This window comes from Gibbsiella dentisursi (assembly GCF_039539505.1).
In the GTDB taxonomy this organism is placed as follows: domain Bacteria; phylum Pseudomonadota; class Gammaproteobacteria; order Enterobacterales; family Enterobacteriaceae; genus Gibbsiella; species Gibbsiella quercinecans.
Genome location: NZ_BAABDG010000012.1, coordinates 1 through 17,750, shown reverse-complemented (window position 1 = coordinate 17,750; position 17,750 = coordinate 1). Strand labels below are relative to the sequence as shown.

General features: G+C 56.6%; 14 protein-coding genes and 1 riboswitch. Of the genes, 9 read left to right on the top strand and 5 right to left on the bottom strand.

All coding sequences use genetic code 11. The annotated features are described in order from the left end of the window. Nucleotides 1–2,637, bottom strand: a complete 2,637-nt coding sequence (gene ppc / locus ABFX35_RS23090; protein WP_279022886.1) for a phosphoenolpyruvate carboxylase — start codon at nt 2,635–2,637, stop codon at nt 1–3. Between the two features lie 385 nt (nt 2,638–3,022). Continuing rightward, entirely contained in the window at nt 3,023–4,168 is a 1,146-nt protein-coding gene (gene argE, locus ABFX35_RS23085) for an acetylornithine deacetylase (RefSeq protein ID WP_346083082.1), read from the bottom strand. Nucleotides 4,169–4,384: 216 nt separating this feature from the next. On the opposite strand from argE, the gene argC reads away from it, so the two are divergent. From argC to argH, 4 genes are all read left to right on the top strand, one after another. After that, nucleotides 4,385–5,389: an N-acetyl-gamma-glutamyl-phosphate reductase gene (gene argC / locus ABFX35_RS23080; RefSeq protein ID WP_095846642.1), complete on the top strand. Its 1,005-nt coding sequence runs from the start codon at nt 4,385–4,387 to the stop codon at nt 5,387–5,389. 25 nt (nt 5,390–5,414) lie between these two features. Then, the gene (gene argB, locus ABFX35_RS23075) at nt 5,415–6,191 is read left to right on the top strand and encodes an acetylglutamate kinase (RefSeq protein WP_183096498.1); all 777 of its coding nucleotides are present in this window, start codon (nt 5,415–5,417) and stop codon (nt 6,189–6,191) included. Nucleotides 6,192–6,216: 25 nt separating this feature from the next. Further along, nucleotides 6,217–7,437, top strand: coding sequence for an argininosuccinate synthase (locus ABFX35_RS23070; protein WP_095846644.1), 1,221 nt, complete (start codon nt 6,217–6,219; stop codon nt 7,435–7,437). A gap of 69 nt (nt 7,438–7,506) precedes the next feature. Further along, a complete protein-coding gene (gene argH / locus ABFX35_RS23065) occupies nt 7,507–8,880 on the top strand; it encodes an argininosuccinate lyase (RefSeq protein ID WP_346083079.1) in 1,374 nt (457 codons plus the stop codon). Nucleotides 8,881–8,956: 76 nt separating this feature from the next. Here argH and ABFX35_RS23060 read toward each other — a convergent pair whose 3' ends face one another. Then, nucleotides 8,957–9,688: a glutathione peroxidase gene (locus ABFX35_RS23060; protein WP_346083077.1), complete on the bottom strand. Its 732-nt coding sequence runs from the start codon at nt 9,686–9,688 to the stop codon at nt 8,957–8,959. Nucleotides 9,689–9,839: 151 nt separating this feature from the next. Here ABFX35_RS23060 and oxyR point away from each other — a divergent pair, with 151 nt between their 5' ends. After that, entirely contained in the window at nt 9,840–10,760 is a 921-nt protein-coding gene (gene oxyR / locus ABFX35_RS23055) for a DNA-binding transcriptional regulator OxyR (RefSeq protein WP_279022877.1), read from the top strand. On the opposite strand, the gene sthA is transcribed toward oxyR, so the two are convergent. Continuing rightward, nucleotides 10,743–12,140, bottom strand: a complete 1,398-nt coding sequence (gene sthA, locus ABFX35_RS23050; protein ID WP_346083075.1) for a Si-specific NAD(P)(+) transhydrogenase — start codon at nt 12,138–12,140, stop codon at nt 10,743–10,745. The two genes, oxyR and sthA, sit on opposite strands and share 18 nt — an antisense overlap. 216 nt (nt 12,141–12,356) lie before the next feature. On the opposite strand from sthA, the gene fabR reads away from it, so the two are divergent. Both fabR and ABFX35_RS23040 read left to right on the top strand, forming a co-directional pair. Further along, nucleotides 12,357–12,989: an HTH-type transcriptional repressor FabR gene (fabR, locus tag ABFX35_RS23045; protein WP_095846649.1), complete on the top strand. Its 633-nt coding sequence runs from the start codon at nt 12,357–12,359 to the stop codon at nt 12,987–12,989. Nucleotides 12,990–13,004: 15 nt separating this feature from the next. Next, complete coding sequence (locus ABFX35_RS23040; protein ID WP_121553412.1) at nt 13,005–13,376, top strand: YijD family membrane protein; 372 nt, start codon at nt 13,005–13,007, stop codon at nt 13,374–13,376. A 39-nt stretch (nt 13,377–13,415) separates the two neighbouring features. Here the strand turns inward: ABFX35_RS23040 and trmA are convergent, their stop codons facing one another. After that, the gene (trmA, locus tag ABFX35_RS23035) at nt 13,416–14,519 is read right to left on the bottom strand and encodes a tRNA (uridine(54)-C5)-methyltransferase TrmA (protein ID WP_346083073.1); all 1,104 of its coding nucleotides are present in this window, start codon (nt 14,517–14,519) and stop codon (nt 13,416–13,418) included. A 120-nt stretch (nt 14,520–14,639) separates the two neighbouring features. Beyond that, nucleotides 14,640–14,852, top strand: a riboswitch (cobalamin riboswitch). A 68-nt stretch (nt 14,853–14,920) separates the two neighbouring features. On the opposite strand from trmA, the gene btuB reads away from it, so the two are divergent. Both btuB and murI read left to right on the top strand, forming a co-directional pair. Beyond that, on the top strand, nt 14,921–16,792 hold the full coding sequence (gene btuB, locus ABFX35_RS23030; RefSeq protein WP_346083071.1) for a TonB-dependent vitamin B12 receptor BtuB: 1,872 nt from the start codon (nt 14,921–14,923) through the stop codon (nt 16,790–16,792). After that, nucleotides 16,737–17,600: a glutamate racemase gene (gene murI, locus ABFX35_RS23025; RefSeq protein WP_121553410.1), complete on the top strand. Its 864-nt coding sequence runs from the start codon at nt 16,737–16,739 to the stop codon at nt 17,598–17,600. Before btuB ends, murI begins: the two co-directional genes overlap by 56 nt. Nucleotides 17,601–17,750: the final 150 nt, after the last annotated feature.

Below are 17,750 nucleotides of genomic sequence, written 5' to 3'. Positions count from 1 at the left end.
CTAGCCGGTGTTGCGCATACCGGCGGCCACGCCGGCGATGGTGACCATCAGTGCCTGTTCCACGTTGGCGTCTGGATGCTCCTGCTGACGAGAACGGTGCAGCAGTTCGGCCTGCAACACGTTCAACGGGTCGGTATAGACGTTACGCAGTGCGATGGATTCGGCGATCCACGGCAGGTCTTCCATCAGGTGATCGTCATTGGTGATAGCCAGCACCACCTTGATGTCGCTTTCCAACTGTTCGCGCAGCTGTTTGCCCAGCGGCCACAGCGTTTTATCCACCAGGCGCTGATCGTAGTATTCCGCCAGCCACAGGTCGGCTTTGGCGAACACCATTTCCAGCATGGCGATGCGGGTTGAGAAGAACGGCCAGTCGCGGCACATGGTTTCCAACTGATCCTGCTTACCGGCTTTCACCGCTTCCTGCAGGCCGGCGCCGGCGCCCAGCCAGGCGGGCAGCATCAAACGGTTTTGCGTCCAGGCGAAGATCCACGGAATAGCACGCAGGCTTTCCACACCGCCGTTCGGGCGGCGTTTAGCCGGGCGTGAACCTAACGGCAGTTTGCCCAGCTCCAGCTCCGGCGTTGCCGCGCGGAAGTAAGGCACGAAATCGGGGTTTTCACGCACGTAGCCGCGGTACATGTTGCATGAGGTTTCTGACAGCTCGTCCATCAGTTGGCGCCACGCTTTCTTCGGTTCCGGCGGCGGCAGCAGGTTGGCTTCCAGAATTGCGCCGGTATACAGCGCCAGGCTGCTGATGGTGACTTCCGGCAGGCCGAATTTGAAGCGGATCATCTCGCCCTGTTCGGTAACGCGCAGGCCGCCTTTCAGGCTGCCCGGCGGCTGTGACAGCAGCGCGGCATGCGCCGGTGCGCCGCCGCGGCCGATAGAGCCGCCGCGCCCATGGAACAGCGTCAGCGCCACGCCGGCTTTTTCACAGGTTTTGATCAGCGCATCCTGTGCGCGATACTGCGCCCAGGAGGCGGCCATCACGCCGGCGTCTTTCGCCGAGTCGGAATAGCCAATCATCACCATCTGTTTACCCTGTATAACGCCACGGTACCAGTCGATGTTCAACAGTTGGGTCATGACGTCGTCGGCATTGTTCAAATCTTCCAGCGTTTCGAACAGCGGCGCGACCGGCAGGATGAACGGGCAGCCGGCTTCTTTCAGCAACAGGTGCACGGCCAGCACGTCGGAAGGCGTACGGGCCATGGAGATGACATAGGCGGCGATGGAGCCTTCCGGGGCTTCGGCGATCACGCGGCAGGTTTCCAGCACTTCGCGCGTCATTTCGCTCGGTTCCCACTTCAGCGGCACCAACGGGCGTTTGGAGTTCAGTTCGCGGATCAGGAAGGCCTGTTTATCGGCTTCAGACCAGCTTTCATAATCCCCCAGCCCCAGATAACGGGTGATTTCGGCGATGGCTTCGGTATGGCAGGTACTTTCCTGGCGCACATCAATGCGCACCAGCGGCACACCGAAGCAGCGCACGCGGCGCAATGTATCCAGCAACTGACCATTGGCAATGATGCTCATGCCGCAGGCCTGCAGCGATTGGTAGCAGGCGTACAGCGGTTCCCACAATTGCTCGTTGCGCTCCAGCAGGTTTTTCGGCGCCAGGATGTTGGTGCCTTTCAGGCGGCCTTCCAGGTAGGCCAGAGTATTGGTCAACTGGGCGCGCATCTGCTTCATGATCTCGCGATACGGTTCCTGCACTTCATCGCCGCCGGCCAGCTTGCGCAGTTCCGGCGTACATTCGGTCATCGATAGTTCAGACACCAGCACCTGGATATCGCGCAGGAACAGGTCGCAGGCTTTCCAGCGGCTCAGCAGCAGCGCGCGGCGGGTCACTTCGGCGGTGACGTTTGGGTTGCCGTCGCGATCGCCGCCCATCCACGAGGTGAAGCGCACCGGCACGGCTTCGACCGGCAGGCTGTAATTGATGGAGTTTTCCAACTGCTCGTTGAATTCGCGCAAAAAGGCGGGCACGCCTTCCCACAGGCTGTTTTCCACCACCGCAAACCCCCACTTCGCCTCATCGATCGGCGTTGGGCGGTTTTTGCGGATTTCATCGGTGTGCCAGGCCTGGGCCACCAGCTGGCGCAGGCGGCGCATGATTTTATTGCGTTCGTAGTCAGCCAGATCGTTGTGATCGAGCTGGCTGAGGCAGGTGTTGACCTCAACCAGTTTATGAATCAGGGTGCGGCGGGTGATTTCCGTTGGGTGCGCGGTCAGAACCAGTTCGATGGAAAGCTGATCCACGGCATTTTGCAGCTCTTTATTGCTGAGCTTTTTATCTTTTAAGCGGGTGAACAGTTTAGCCAGTTCTTCCGGGTTGCTGGCGGCTTCACCGTGCGGCGAAATGCTGTGGTACTGCTCGGCGACGTTGGTCAGATTGAGGAACTGGCTAAAGGCGCGCGCCACAGGCAGCAGTTCATCGTTGGACAGGTTCTGCAGCGTATTGAGCAGCTCCTGGCGGTGTGCTTCATGGCCTGCACGTGAAGATTTGGAAAGCTTACGGATAGTTTCAACGCGATCGAGAATATGCTCACCCAGCGCTTCCTTAATGGTGTCGCCGAGCAGTTTGCCGAGCATACTCACATTACCCCGCATTGCCGAATATTGTTCGTTCATATAACCCCTGATCCAGTTTTCTGTATACCCTTTATCCTTCAAGTTGTAGCGGTGGTGGCGTTATGCCGGAGCCCTGGTGACTTGCAGAACTAAGCGCCCGGGCAACACGTTTGCTGCCTGGCTGCAACTTGGAGGTTATTGGATAAATGACTTTTCATTTTGTTTGTAAGTTAATTTCACGTGCCAGGCGAAGATCGCCCGTTTTATCTGGTCACGCTCCTGTCCAACTACCAATTGACACTATTTTTAGCAAAAAAACATCAAATTCTGCGTATTTTCTGAAATTTAATTACGGCACGCGGGTTATCAGTATGGCTTATCACCGCCAGCCGGCGTGCCTCATCTCAAGGGATAATAAACGATTACCCCTATCTTTCATCATGATTTATTGGTGGCAAAAATGATCGATCAACTGCCCCAGCAGCTTGCGCGTCGGTTCGATAAAGGCGGTATCGATGTATTCATCCGGCTGGTGCGCCTGGTTGATCGACCCCGGGCCCAACACCAGGGTTGGACAAACGCGCTGTACGAAAGGCGCTTCGGTGCAATAGTTGACCACCTCGGTGCGCGAACCCAGCAATTTTTCAATTACGGCGACCATTTTGTGATCCGTCGGGCATTCATAGCCGGGGATTGGCGCATGCAGTTCGTCAATGGTCAGGCGGCCGGGCCAGCGTTCGCTGACCGGCGCCAGTGCGGCGTGCAGCAACTCATTGATATTATCTAACGTCATGCCCGGCAGCGGGCGGATATCCATATGCATTTCGCAGCAGGCGCAGATGCGGTTGGCCGCATCGCCGCCGTGGATATAGCCAAAGTTCATGGTGGGGTAAGTCACCGCGAACGACGGGCTGTTGTAGCGTTCCTGCAGCGTTTTGCGCAGATCGATCAGGTGGCCGATGGCTTCATGCATCAAATCAATGGCATTTACGCCGCGCGCCGGATCGCTGGAATGGCCGGACTGGCCGACGATGCGAATCGCGTTGGAGATATGGCCTTTGTGCGCCCGCACCGGCTGCAGAGAAGTCGGCTCACCGATAATGGCGAAGTCCGGACGAATTTGGGTGGAGGCGGCAAAATAGCGTGCGCCGGCCATGGAGGTTTCTTCATCCGCCGTCGCCAAAATATACAGCGGTTTATTCAGTTTGGTCACATCAATATCGCGCAACGCATCTAGAATAAAAGCAAAAAAGCCTTTCATGTCGGCGGTGCCCAGGCCGTACAGCTTGTTGTCGTGTTCTGTCAGGGTGAAGGGATCGCGCGTCCAGCGGCCATCGTCATAAGGAACCGTGTCGGAGTGCCCGGTCAGCAACAGGCCACCGCTACCTTCGCCGATGCTTGCCAACAGGTTGAATTTGTTACGGGAACCGGGAACCGGCTCAACGTCAACGCGGAAGCCTAAATCGCTGAACCAACCGGCGAGCAAGTTGATTAATGCTTCATTACTTTGATCGAGGGCGCTATCGGTGGCGCTGATCGACGGTGTGGCGATCAACGCCCGGTACAGCTCAATAAATGGAGGTAATTTCATCTTCACTGTTGACAGCCTTTAGTTAGGATAGTATCAATATTCATGCATTTATTTTGAATAAAAATACAGTAAGCTGGAGCGGAAGGGAACCCGATACCCGGATGTTTATAAATCCATCAACGCTCCATCTCGTGGGTGAACGGCGCAACAACGCGGCCAAGCCCTGTTACCGAGGTCTACACGACCACACTGAAAGTTTAGAAGGTGAAAGGCCACATGTTGAATACGCTGATCGTTGGTGCCAGCGGTTATGCCGGAGCTGAGCTCACGGCTTACCTGAATCGCCACCCACACATGAACATAACCGCTTTAGCGGTTTCAGCGCAAAGTGCAGATGCAGGAAAGTTGCTTTCCGATTTGCATCCCCAGTTGAAAGGCATCGTCGATCTGCCGCTGCAACCCCTGGTTGACGTCGCGCAAGCGGCCCAGGGTATCGACGTTGTATTCCTTGCCACCGCTCATGAAGTCAGCCACGACATTGCCCCAGAATTTCTGGCGGCGGGTTGCGTGGTCTTCGATCTGTCCGGCGCGTTCCGCGTGCAGGACGCTGATTTTTACAGCCAGTATTACGGTTTCAAACACCAGCATGCAGACTGGCTGGCGCAGGCGGTATACGGCCTGGCGGAATGGCAAGATGAAAAAATCAAACAGGCGCAGCTGATCGCCGTGCCGGGCTGTTACCCCACCGCCGCGCAGCTGGCGTTGAAGCCGCTGATTGACGGTCAACTGCTGAATCTGGATCAGTGGCCGGTGATTAACGCCACCAGCGGCGTCAGCGGCGCAGGGCGCAAGGCCAGCCTGACCACCAGCCTTTGCGAAGTGAGCCTGCAGCCCTACGGTATCTTCACCCACCGGCACCAGCCGGAAATCGCTGCGCACCTGGGCGTGCCGGTCATCTTTACCCCGCACCTGGGTAACTTCCCGCGGGGGATTCTTGAAACCATCACCTGCCGCCTGCAGGCCGGCGTGACCGCCCAAGACGTGGCGGCGGCTTATCACGCCGCCTACGACGACAAACCTCTGGTGCGGTTGTACGATAAAGGCGTGCCGGCGTTGAAAGCGGTAGTGGGGCTGCCGTTCTGCGACATCGGCTTTGCCGTGCAGGGCGAGCACCTGATCGCCGTCGCGGTGGAAGACAACCTGTTGAAAGGCGCGGCAGCCCAGGCGGTGCAATGCCTGAATATCCGTTTTGGGTTCCCTGAAACCCTGTCACTGCTTTAATGTAAAACTGCGTGGGATGTGAACCGTGATGAACCCGTTAATTATCAAATTAGGTGGCGTGTTATTAGACAGCGAAGAAGCGCTCGCGCGTTTATTTACCGCGCTGGATGTTTACCGCCAGCAGCATCAGCGCCCGCTGGTGATCGTCCATGGCGGTGGCTGCGTGGTGGATGAGCTGATGAAGCAGCTTTCTTTGCCGGTTGTGAAGAAAAACGGCCTGCGCGTCACGCCGCCCGACCAGATCGATATCATCACCGGTGCGTTGGCCGGCACCGCCAACAAAACCCTGCTGGCTTGGGCGGTGAAATACCAGATTAACGCGGTTGGCCTGAGCCTGGCCGATGGCGGCAGTGTTAGCGTCACCCAGTTCGATCCGGAGCTGGGCCACGTGGGCAAAGCCCAGGCGGGTTCGCCGCAACTGTTGAATACCTTACTGAACGCCGGTTATCTGCCGGTAGTGAGCTCTATCGGCATCACGGCCGAAGGCCAACTGATGAATGTCAACGCCGATCAGGCCGCGACGGCGCTGGCGGAGACATTGGGCGCCGATCTTATCCTGCTGTCTGACGTTAGCGGTATTCTGGACGGCAAGGGGCAGCGTATCGCCGAAATGACGGCGGAAAAAGCTGAACAACTGATTGCGAAAGGGATTATCACCGATGGTATGGTGGTGAAGGTGAACGCGGCGTTGGATGCCGCCCGTACGCTCGGCCGCCCGGTGGATATTGCCAGCTGGCGTCATGCCGATCAGCTCCCGGCCCTGTTTAATGGCGTGTCGATTGGCACCCGGATCCTCGCTTAAATTTAGAACGACAAGGAATAAAACCATGCAAGACCAAGGCATCAAAAAAATCGTATTGGCGTACTCCGGTGGCCTGGATACCTCTGCCATCATTCCCTGGCTGAAAGAAAACTACGGCGGTTGTGAAGTGGTCGCCTTTGTGGCCAACATCGGCCAGGATCCGAGCGATCTGGACGGGGTGGAAAAGAAAGCCCTGCAATCTGGCGCTTCTGAATGCCACGTGGTTGATCTGCGTGAAGAATTCATCCGCGACTACGTTTACCCGGTGCTGCAGACCGGCGCACTGTATGAAGGCAGCTACCTGCTGGGCACCTCTATGGCCCGGCCGATTATCGCCAAGGCTCAGGTTGAGCTGGCGCTGAAAGTAGGCGCTGACGCGCTGTGCCACGGCGCAACCGGTAAAGGTAATGATCAGGTGCGTTTTGAAACCACCTACACCGCGCTGGCACCGCAGCTGAAAGTGGTGGCGCCATGGCGTGAATGGAACCTGCGTTCCCGTGAAGCCCTGCTGGATTACCTGAAAGAGCGTAATATCCCGACGACCGCTTCGCTGGAAAAAATCTACAGCCGTGATGAAAACGCATGGCATATCTCCACCGAAGGCGGCGTGCTGGAAAGCCCGTGGAATGCATCTAATAAAGATTGCTGGGTATGGACTGTCGATCCGCAAGAAGCGCCGGATCAGCCGGAGCAGGTTTCGGTTACCGTTGAGCAAGGCAACGTGGTGGCGGTAAACGGTGAAAAACTCAGCCCGTACCAGTGCCTGGTTAAACTCAACGATCTGGGCGCCAAACACGGCGTTGGCCGTATCGATATCGTAGAAAACCGCCTGGTGGGCATCAAATCCCGCGGTTGCTATGAAACCCCAGGGGGCACCATCATGGTTGCCGCGCTGCGTGGCGTTGAGCAACTGGTGCTGGATCGTGACAGTTTCAAATGGCGCGAACAGCTGGGCCTGGAAATGTCCTACGTGGTGTACGATGGCCGTTGGTTCGCGCCGCTGCGCCGTTCGATTCAAGCTGCGGCGGCAACGCTGGCAGCCGACGTTAACGGCGAAGTGGTGTTGAAGCTGTACAAAGGCCAGGTTAGCGTGATTCAGAAAAAATCCGACAACAGCCTGTACTCTGAAGAGTTTGCCACCTTCGGTGAAGATGAAGTTTACGATCACAGCCATGCCGGCGGCTTTATTCGCCTGTTCTCGCTGTCTTCCCGCATCCGTGCGCTGAACGAACAGAAGAAAAAATAACGTCAGTTGGCGTCAATTGTTGGGGGCGCAGCGTGCTGCGCCCTTTTGCATAACATTCAGGAGTAGATTATGGCACTTTGGGGCGGGCGGTTTAGCCAGGCGGCAGATCAGCGGTTCAAACAATTAAACGATTCTCTGCGTTTTGACTATCGCCTGGCGGAACAGGACATTACGGGTTCCGTCGCTTGGTCAAAAGCACTGGTGACCGTGAATGTGCTGACGGTGGAAGAGCAACAGCGCCTGGAAGCCGCGCTGGGTGATTTGCTGCAGGAAGTGCAGGCCGATCCACATTCCATCACCACCAGCGATGCCGAAGATATTCATAGTTGGGTGGAGCAGAAGCTGATCGAGAAAGTGGGCGATCTGGGCAAAAAGCTGCACACTGGCCGCAGCCGTAACGATCAGGTCGCGACCGATCTGAAACTGTGGTGCAAGCAACAGGTGGGCGAACTGCATCAGGCGATTGTGCATTTGCAACAGGCGCTGGTGGAAACGGCCGAAGCCAATCAGGATGCCGTCATGCCGGGTTATACCCATATGCAGCGCGCCCAGCCGGTGACTTTCGCGCATTGGTGCCTGGCATACGTTGAAATGCTGGCACGCGATGAAAGCCGCCTGCTGGATACGTTGAAACGCCTTGACGTTAGCCCGCTGGGCTGCGGCGCATTGGCCGGCACCGCCTACCCGATCGACCGCGAACAACTGGCCGGCTGGCTGGGCTTTGCTTCTGCCACCCGCAACAGCCTGGACAGCGTCTCCGATCGCGATCACGTGCTGGAGCTGTTGTCCAACGCCGCCATCAGCATGGTGCACCTGTCGCGCTTTGCCGAAGACCTGATTTTCTTCAACAGCGGCGAGGCGGCGTTCATCGAACTTTCTGACCGTGTGACCTCCGGTTCCTCCCTGATGCCGCAAAAGAAAAACCCGGACGCGCTGGAGCTGATCCGCGGTAAGTGCGGCCGTGTGCAGGGCGCGCTGACGGGGATGATGATGATGCTGAAGGGCCTGCCGCTGGCGTACAACAAAGATATGCAGGAAGACAAAGAAGGGCTGTTCGACGCGCTTGATACCTGGATGGACTGCCTGCAAATGGCTGCGCTGGTGCTGGAAGGTATTCAAGTGAAGCGCCCGCGTTGCCAGGAAGCGGCGGAGCAAGGTTATGCCAACGCCACTGAACTGGCGGATTATCTGGTTGCCAAAGGCGTGCCGTTCCGTGAAGCGCACCACATTGTCGGCGAAGCGGTGGTGGAAGCCATTCGCCAGGGGAAAGCGCTGGAAGCCTTATCGCTGGCGGACTTGCAGAAATTCAGCGGCACGATCGGCGAGGATGTTTATCCGATCCTCTCGCTGCAATCCTGCCTGGATAAACGTGCTGCCCAGGGCGGCGTGTCTCCGCAGCAGGTTGCCAGCGCCATTGCGGTGGCGAAAGCGCGTTTGGCGTAATCTGCAGCGCTGTGGCAATAAAAAAGGCGGGCTAAAGCCCGCCAAAGCACATATCGATATTCGTTATTGATTGTTATCAGGCTGACAGGAAAGTTTCCAGGTCATCGCTGCCGCCGATGTGGCGGCCGCCAATGAACACCTGCGGCACCGTGGCGCGGCCGCTGACGGCGCGCAGGCTGACGGTGGTCGCATCCTGGCCGAGGACGATTTCTTCATACTGGATGCCGCGATCTTGCAGCATTTGTTTGGCCTTGGTGCAGAACGGGCAGCCCGGTTTGGTGAACACGGAAACCGATTCCTGCACTTTGAATTCCGGCGCCAGGTACTTCAGCATGGTGTCGGCATCGGACACTTCAAACGGGTCGCCTGGTTTGTTCGGTTCAACAAACATTTTCTCAACCACGCCGTTGCGCACCAGCATGGAGTAACGCCATGAGCGTGGGCCAAAGCCCAGCTCTGCTTTTTCCACCAGCATATTCATGCCCTTGGTGAATTCCCCGTTGCCGTCCGGCACGAAGGTGATATTTTCAGCATGTTGGTCGACTTTCCAGGCATTCATCACGAAAGTGTCGTTGACGGACACGCACAGGATGCTGTCTACGCCGTGCTGGCGGAACACGCTGGCCAGCTCGTTGTAGCGCGGCAGGTGGCTGGAGGAGCAGGTTGGGGTGAACGCGCCCGGCAGGGAGAATACGATCACGGTTTTATCTTTGAACAAGTCATCGGTGGTGACATCAACCCAACGATCGCCCTGGCGGGTATGGAAAGTAACCTGTGGGATCTTTTTGCCTTCTTGACTGGTAAACATTCAATAATTCCTTAATCGGTAATGAATAATTCTTTATTTTGGCACGTTGCCCTTTTGTTGGGGGATATTATTCATGCGGGGGGTTGATAGATCTAATCACTGATTGCTATCTTATCTATCGCCATGGGCTATCGTGGCTTGGAGGGAAACAATGAATATTCGTGATTTAGAATACCTGGTAGCACTGGCTGAACACCGCCATTTTCGGCGCGCGGCAGACTCTTGCCACGTTAGCCAGCCGACGCTCAGTGGTCAGATTCGGAAGCTGGAAGACGAACTGGGCGTGATGTTGCTTGAACGCACCAGCCGCAAGGTACTGTTCACTCAGGCAGGGCTATTGCTGGTGGAACAGGCGCGCACGGTGCTGCGTGAAGTCAAGGTGTTAAAGGAGATGGCCAGCCAGCAGGGCGAAACCATGTCCGGGCCGTTGCATATCGGCCTGATCCCCACCGTGGGGCCTTATCTGCTGCCGCAGATCATCCCAACGCTGCACAAGACGTTCCCTAAACTGGAAATGTACCTGCATGAAGCGCAGACCCAACAACTGTTGGCGCAGCTCGACAGCGGCAAACTGGACTGCGCCATCCTGGCGTTGGTGAAAGAAACCGAAGCCTTCATTGAGGTGCCGCTGTTTGATGAGCCGATGAAGCTGGCCGTGTATGCCGATCACCCGTGGGCGAACCGCGAACGCGTGGCGATGCCGGATTTGGCCGGGGAGAAACTGCTGATGCTGGAGGACGGGCACTGCCTGCGCGATCAGGCGATGGGGTTCTGTTTCCAGGCCGGTGCGGATGAAGATACTCATTTCCGCGCCACCAGTTTGGAAACGCTGCGTAATATGGTTGCAGCAGGCAGCGGCATCACGCTGTTGCCGTCTTTGGCGGTGCCGCATGAGCGGGAACGCGACGGCGTGTGTTACCTGGACTGCTACAAACCGGAACCGAAGCGCACCATTGCTCTGGTGTATCGCCCCGGTTCCCCTTTGCGTAGCCGTTATGAGCAGTTAGCCGAAGCCATTCGTGAGCATATGCAGGGCTACATTAACAATGCAGCGTTAAAACAGGCGGTTTAAGCCGTTCAATGCCGCTACCCGATAGGCTTCGGCCATGGTCGGGTAGTTGAAGGTGGTATTGACGAAATACTCAATGGTGTTGCCGCCGTTCTTCTGTTCCATGATCGCCTGGCCGATGTGAATGATCTCCGCTGCACGCTCGCCGAAGCAATGGATCCCGAGGATCTCCAGCGTCTCGCGGTGAAACAGGATCTTAAGGCTGCCGACGTTCATGCCGGCGATTTGCGCCCGCGCCAGGTGCTTGAACTGGGAACGGCCCACTTCATACGGCACTTTCATCGCCGTCAGCTCCTGCTCGGTTTTGCCGACGGAGCTGATTTCCGGGATGGTATAAATGCCGGTTGGGATATCTTCTATCAGGTGCCCGCTCACTTCTTCCGAGGAAATCGTGCGTGCGGCAATGCGCCCCTGATCGTAAGCGGCGGAAGCCAGGCTCGGGTAGCCAATCACATCCCCCACGGCGTAGATATGCGCAAGCGCGGTCTGATACAGGCTGTTGACCTTCAGCAGGCCACGGCTGTCCGATTCCAGGCCGATGTTTTCCAGGCCCAGCGAGTCCGTGTTGCCGGTGCGGCCGTTCGCGTACAACAGGCAATCCGCCTTCACTTTCTTGCCGGACTTCAAGTGCACGATGACGCCGTCATCCATGCCTTCAATTTTCTCGAACTCTTCGTTGTGGCGGGTGACCACGCCGCTGTTCCAGAAATGGTACGAGAGCGCGTCTGACATTTCCTGATCGAGAAACGCCAGCAGGCGATCGCGGGTGTTGATCAGATCCACCTTCACATTTAGCCCGCGGAAGATCGATGCATACTCACAGCCGATGACGCCGGCGCCGTAGATAATCACGTGGCGTGGCTCATGGTTCAGCTCAAGAATGGAATCGCTGTCGTAGATCCGTGGATGGTTGAAATCTACGCTGGGCGGATGATAGGGGCGCGAACCGCAGGCGATCACGATGTTTTCGGCGCGGAGGGTGTCCTGGGTGCCGTCCGGGTAGGTGACGCTGACGGTATGGGCATCAAGAAAGCGTGCGTTGCCGGCAAATAGCTGGCAGTGATTGCGCTCGTAAAACCCCTGCCGCATGCGGGTCTGCTGATTGATGACGCTATCGGCATGGCGGAGGATGTCCGGGAAAGTGGCGCTTAAGGTACGGGAACCGTTGTACAGCGGGTTCTGGTTGAATTCGATAATGCGGCTGACGGTGTGGCGCAGGGCTTTGGAGGGAATGGTGCCCCAGTGTGTACAGCCGCCGCCCACGTTGTTGTAACGCTCGATCACGGCGACGCGGGCGCCGCGTTTGACCAGGCCCATCGCCGCCCCTTCGCCGCCGGGGCCTGAACCGATAATAATGGCATCAAATTGAGAGTGTTGCTGCATGTGAGATCGTCCTGCTCCGATACAAAACAATAACGATAATTTAACATCATATCTCAGCGCGTCTCATCAACATTAGGCTTTTTTAGGCAAACTGCGACGGGCATCGGCCCGAAGTGTGATAGAACGTGTTCGGATAAATGTTGTTGCAATAAAATTTGCTATATTGCCTGTTCTACGGCGTTAGACTGGGCGAATGGGACTTATCTGGATATGCATATGGGCGTCAGAGCACAACAAAAAGAACGGACTCGTCGTTCACTGATCGAAGCGGCTTTCAGCCAGCTAAGTGCCGAACGCAGTTTTGCCAGCCTGAGCTTGCGCGAGGTGTCGCGCGAGGCGGGGATCGCGCCGACCTCATTTTATCGCCACTTTCGCGATGTGGACGAACTGGGGCTGACGATGGTTGACGAAAGCGGCCTGATGCTGCGCCAGTTGATGCGCCAGGCGCGCCAGCGTATTGCGAAAGGCGGCAGCGTGATCCGCACCTCCGTCTCCACCTTTATGGAGTTTATCGGCAATAACCCCAATGCTTTCCGGCTGCTGCTGCGTGAACGCTCCGGCACCTCGGCGGCATTCCGCGCCGCCGTGGCGCGCGAAATCCAGCATTTTATCGCCGAATTGGCGGACTATCTTGAATTGGAAAACCACATGCCGCGCAGCTTTACCGAAGCGCAGGCTGAAGCGATGGTGACGATTGTGTTCAGCGCCGGTGCGGAGGCGCTGGATGTCGATATTGAACAGCGCCGGCAGTTGGAGGAGCGGCTGGTCTTGCAACTGCGGATGATCGCCAAAGGCGCTTATTACTGGTATCGCCGTGAACAAGAGAAGGCATCCGTATCCCACGTATAAGAAAAGGTGAAAGTGATGGAAAAACCAGGCCGTGAAAATGGCACTTTGCTGCTGGCGTTGATTGCCGGCCTTTCAGTAAACGGTTCATTTTGCGTGTTGTTCAGCTCGGTCGTGCCGTTTTCGATTTTCCCCCTGATTGCTCTGGTGCTGGCGGTTTACTGCCTGCATCAACGTTACCTTAACCGTGCGATGCCGGACGGCATACCGAAACTGGTTGGGGCCTGTTTCCTGCTGGGGCTATTGTTGTATAGCGCGATCGTGCGCGTGGAGTACCCGCAGATTGGCTCTAACTTCCTGCCATCGATTATCTGCGTGGCGCTGGTGCTGTGGATTGGCGCGAAGCTGAAAGCGCGCCGGGCGCAAACTCAGGAGAGCGAGCCGCAATAAGCCATCAGGCAGGCTCGGCGAGGTGCCGAGCCTGTGGCGTCAGGCGCGTTTTTCCAGCAGCACGCCGCATTCCATGTGATGGGTGTAGGGGAACTGGTCGAACAGCGCCAGGCTGCTGACATTATGAGTCGTCTGCAGCGTTTCCAGGTTGGCGCACAGCGTCTCCGGGTTACAGGAGATGTACAGAATGCGTGGGTAGGCCTGCACCATCTTCACGGTTTCCGCATCCAGGCCGCTGCGCGGCGGATCGACGAAAATCGTTTCACAGTTGTAACTGCTCAGATCGATGCCCTGTAAACGGTTGAAGCTACGCACGCCATTCATCGCCTGGGTGAATTCTTCGGCGGACATGCGGATAATTTGCACGTTGTCGATGTGGTTCGCCGCAATGTTATATTGCGCCGCCGCCACCGAAGGCTTGGCGATTTCGGTAGCCAGCACGCGCTCGAAGTGGCGGGCCAGCGCCAGCGAAAAGTTGCCGTTGCCGCAGTACAGCTCCAGTAAATCCCCCTGTGAACCGGCGGTGACGTTCAGCGCCCACTCCAGCATTTGCACGTTCATCGCGGCATTGGGCTGGGTGAAGCTGTTTTCCACCTGGCGGTAAATCATGTCTTGGCCGGCGACCGGCAGCACTTCGTCGATGTGGTCTTGGTCCAACACGATTTTGGTTTTAGACGCGCGGCCGATTAAGTGCAGATCAAACCCCTGGGCGCGCAGATCGTCGCGCAGCTTTTGCGCATCGGCGAGCCAGTCGTCGCCCAGTTTGCGGTGGTACAGCAGCGAAGCAATGATTTTGCCGCTTTGGGTAGACAGGTAGTCAATCTGGAACAGTTTGTGGCGCAGCACCGGCTGTGGCTTGAGCGCCGCCAGCAGCGCCACCATCAGGCGGTTAATCAACTGGCTGGCCGCCGGGAAGCGGTCTACACGGATACGCTGCTTGGTGTGCTGATCAAACATGATGTGGTACATATCGTCGCCATCATGCCAGATGCGGAATTCTGCGCGCATGCGGTAGTGGCTCACTGGCGAGCGGAACACCTCCGGCGCGGGCGCATTGAACGGCGCCATCATTGCCTGCAGGCGGGCGGTTTTTTCCGCCAGTTGGTCGTCGTAGCGTTCAATGGGCAATATCTCGGGCGTCATGGTTCTTCTCGTCAGGCTGATTGAATCAGCGGGGATTGTAGGATATCAGCCCGTGAAGTCCAGCGTTGTGTCGTTTATTATTTGTAACATTAGTAGCAGTCTAGACATCCATTTACATTGATCGTAGCATGGCGATCCGGCCTCAAGCAGCGAGTGAAAAGGGAATCCGGTGTGAACCCGGAGCTGACGCGCAGCGGTATGGGGAAGTCACGGCAATAGCGTGTTGCACGCAGACACTGCCCGTTATCACGGGTGGGAAGTCATTGCCCGGTGCCGGTTGCCTGCAACCTGCACATCCCGAGCCCGAAGACCTGCCGGTGATACGTCGCAATGCCCATGGTTGTCGCGAACTAACAGCCATGCCCTGCGGCATCCGCCAATTCAGTTTGGATGCTTTTTCCATGACAATGATAAAAAATATGCTGCTGGCGGCGGTCTCGTCCGCTACGGCCTTTTCTGTTTGTGCGCAAGACAATACCACCGCTAAAAGTGAAGAAACCATGGTGCTCACCGCTAACCGCTTCCCGCAGCCGGTTTCCTCGGTGCTGGCGCCGGCGACGGTGGTGACCCGTGATGATATCGATCGTTGGCAAGCCAAGAGCCTGGCCGACGTTATGCGCCGTTTACCCGGCGTGGATGTGGGCCAGAACGGTGGTTTGGGGCAACAAAGTTCGCTGTTTATTCGCGGCACCAACTCCAGCCATGTTTTGCTGCTGATCGACGGTATTCGCCTGAATCAGGCCGGTGTCAGCGGTGCTTCCGATCTCAGCCAAATTCCTTTATCGCTGGTGCAAAAAATCGAATATATTCGCGGCCCGCGTTCAGCCGTCTATGGCTCCGATGCGATCGGTGGGGTAGTCAACATTATTACTACCCGTGAGAATAACGGCACTACGCTCTCCGCCAGCGTGGGTTCCAATGGCTATCAGGCTTATGACGGCTCCACCCAACAGCCGTTGGGCGACAGCACGCTGGCGACGCTGGCGGGTAACTATACCTATACCAAAGGGTATGATGTGGTGGCTTACGGCAGTACCGGCGCGCAGAGCCAGCAGGATCGCGACGGGTTTATGAGCAAATCGCTATACGGCGCAGTCCAACATCAGTTCAACGAGGCGTTCAGTGGATTTGTTCGTGGTTATGGCTACGACAACCGGACGGCCTACGATGGTTATTATTCCTCGCCGGCTTCCGCTTTGGTGGATACCCGTCAGCTATACAGCCAGACCTGGGATACCGGCTTGCGTTATCAGGAAGGTACCTATGCAACGCAGTTGATTGGCAGCTACAGCCACAGCAAGGATTATAATTACGATCCTCGTCTTGGTATGCACGATAGCTCGGCAGGGCTGGTGGACGCAGAGCAGTATAACCTGCAGTGGGGAAATACCTTGCAACTGGGGCACGGGACGGTCAGTTCCGGGGCGGATTGGCAGCAGCAAAAGATTAAGCCGGACTCCACCAGTGTCAATGGGGAAAAAAGCCAGCGCAATACGGGTATCTATCTGACCACGCAACAGTTGGTGGGCCCAATAACGCTGGAAGGGGCGGTGCGTGGTGACGATCACTCTGAATTTGGTTGGCATGGCACCTGGCAAACTAGCGCTGCCTGGGAGTTTGTTGAAGGGTATCGTTTCATCGCTTCTTATGGCACAGCGTTTAAGGCGCCTAATATGAGCCAACTGTATGGCAACTTTGGCAATAATAAGGATCTAAAGCCGGAAGAGAGCAAACAGTGGGAAGGGGGCTTTGAAGGGTTAACCGGGCCGGTGACCTGGCGTGTTTCCGCTTATCGTAACGACATTGATAACCTGATCGATTCCACGGCGGAAACCAACTATGTTTATTTCAACGTAAATAAAGCCACGATCAAAGGTGTTGAGGCCACGGCTTCGTTTGAAACCGGTCCATTGACCCACCACATTGGTTACGACTACGTCGATCCGCGTAATGCCAAAACTAATGAAGTGCTGGCACGCCGTGCCAAACAACAGGTGAAGTATGAGTTAGATTGGCAGGTGTATGACTTTGACTGGGCGGTTACCTACCAATACCTGGGGGAGCGCTATGACAAAGACTACGGCGTTTATCCAAACCCGACGGTCAAACTCGGCGGCGTTAGCCTCTGGGATCTCGCAGTTTCATATCCGGTCACCTCTCACCTGACGGTTCGTGGTAGAATCGCTAACCTGTTTGATAAAGATTATGAGACGGCATATGGCTACGTTACTCCAGGAAGAGAGTATTACCTCACTGGAAGCTATACCTTCTAATCCCCCCGTGCTTCCACGCCCGACGGTACTGGTTTTTGATTCCGGTGTCGGCGGGCTGTCGGTCTACCAGGAGGTTCGGCAGTTGCTGCCGGATCTCCACTATATCTATGCTTTCGACAATGTGGCCTTTCCTTACGGTGAGAAATCCGAAGAGTTCATCATCGCGCGCGTGCTGGAGATCGTCGGGGCGATACAACAGCGCCATCCGTTGGCCATTGTGATTATCGCCTGTAATACCGCCAGCACCGTTTCACTGCCGGCTCTGCGTGAGCGTTTTAACTTTCCGGTGGTTGGCGTGGTACCAGCGATTAAGCCGGCTGCCAGGCTAACGGCTAACGGCATCGTGGGCCTACTGGCGACGCGCGGCACCGTCCAGCGTGCTTATACCCATGAACTGATCGCCCGTTTCGCCACCGACTGCAAAATTGAGCTGCTGGGCTCTTCAGAGCTGGTCGAGCTGGCGGAGGCTAAACTGCATGGCGAAACCATCCAGCTAGCGGCGCTGAAGCGCATTTTGCACCCTTGGCTGAGCATGCACGAACCGCCGGATACGGTTGTGCTGGGTTGCACGCATTTCCCACTGCTAGCAGAAGAATTAATGCAGGTATTGCCGGAGGGCACCCGGCTGGTAGATTCTGGCGCCGCCATTGCACGCCGCGCCGCCTGGTTGATCTCTACCCAGGAAAATTTGGCATTAACCCAAGAAGAGAATCTGGCCTATTGTTTGGCCTTTTCCGCAGATACAGATGCATTATTGCCCGTTTTACAGAGCCACGGCTTTAATTCGTTGAAAAAACTGCCGCTTTAAGCGCGTTTTGCCTAAATATACAGCGGTTGAAAAGTTTTTTTAAATTAGGGGTTGCAGGCTGCCGGGAAGTCCCTATAATGCGCCTCCACTGACCGGGAACAACGACTGACAAGCCGCCGGGTCAGCAAGACGAAAGCGAAATAAACGCTT

Excerpts from the sequence above, each read along its gene's own strand:
- ppc (WP_279022886.1), bottom strand. The coding sequence starts at position 2,637 with ATGAACGAACAATATTCGGCAATGCGGGGTAATGTGAGTATGCTCGGC.
- argE (WP_346083082.1), bottom strand. The coding sequence starts at position 4,168 with ATGAAATTACCTCCATTTATTGAGCTGTACCGGGCGTTGATCGCCACA.
- argC (WP_095846642.1), top strand. The coding sequence starts at position 4,385 with ATGTTGAATACGCTGATCGTTGGTGCCAGCGGTTATGCCGGAGCTGAG.
- ABFX35_RS23070 (WP_095846644.1), top strand. The coding sequence starts at position 6,217 with ATGCAAGACCAAGGCATCAAAAAAATCGTATTGGCGTACTCCGGTGGC.
- argH (WP_346083079.1), top strand. The coding sequence starts at position 7,507 with ATGGCACTTTGGGGCGGGCGGTTTAGCCAGGCGGCAGATCAGCGGTTC.
- ABFX35_RS23060 (WP_346083077.1), bottom strand. The coding sequence starts at position 9,688 with ATGTTTACCAGTCAAGAAGGCAAAAAGATCCCACAGGTTACTTTCCAT.
- oxyR (WP_279022877.1), top strand. The coding sequence starts at position 9,840 with ATGAATATTCGTGATTTAGAATACCTGGTAGCACTGGCTGAACACCGC.
- sthA (WP_346083075.1), bottom strand. The coding sequence starts at position 12,140 with ATGCAGCAACACTCTCAATTTGATGCCATTATTATCGGTTCAGGCCCC.
- fabR (WP_095846649.1), top strand. The coding sequence starts at position 12,357 with ATGGGCGTCAGAGCACAACAAAAAGAACGGACTCGTCGTTCACTGATC.
- ABFX35_RS23040 (WP_121553412.1), top strand. The coding sequence starts at position 13,005 with ATGGAAAAACCAGGCCGTGAAAATGGCACTTTGCTGCTGGCGTTGATT.
- trmA (WP_346083073.1), bottom strand. The coding sequence starts at position 14,519 with ATGACGCCCGAGATATTGCCCATTGAACGCTACGACGACCAACTGGCG.
- btuB (WP_346083071.1), top strand. The coding sequence starts at position 14,921 with ATGACAATGATAAAAAATATGCTGCTGGCGGCGGTCTCGTCCGCTACG.
- murI (WP_121553410.1), top strand. The coding sequence starts at position 16,737 with ATGGCTACGTTACTCCAGGAAGAGAGTATTACCTCACTGGAAGCTATA.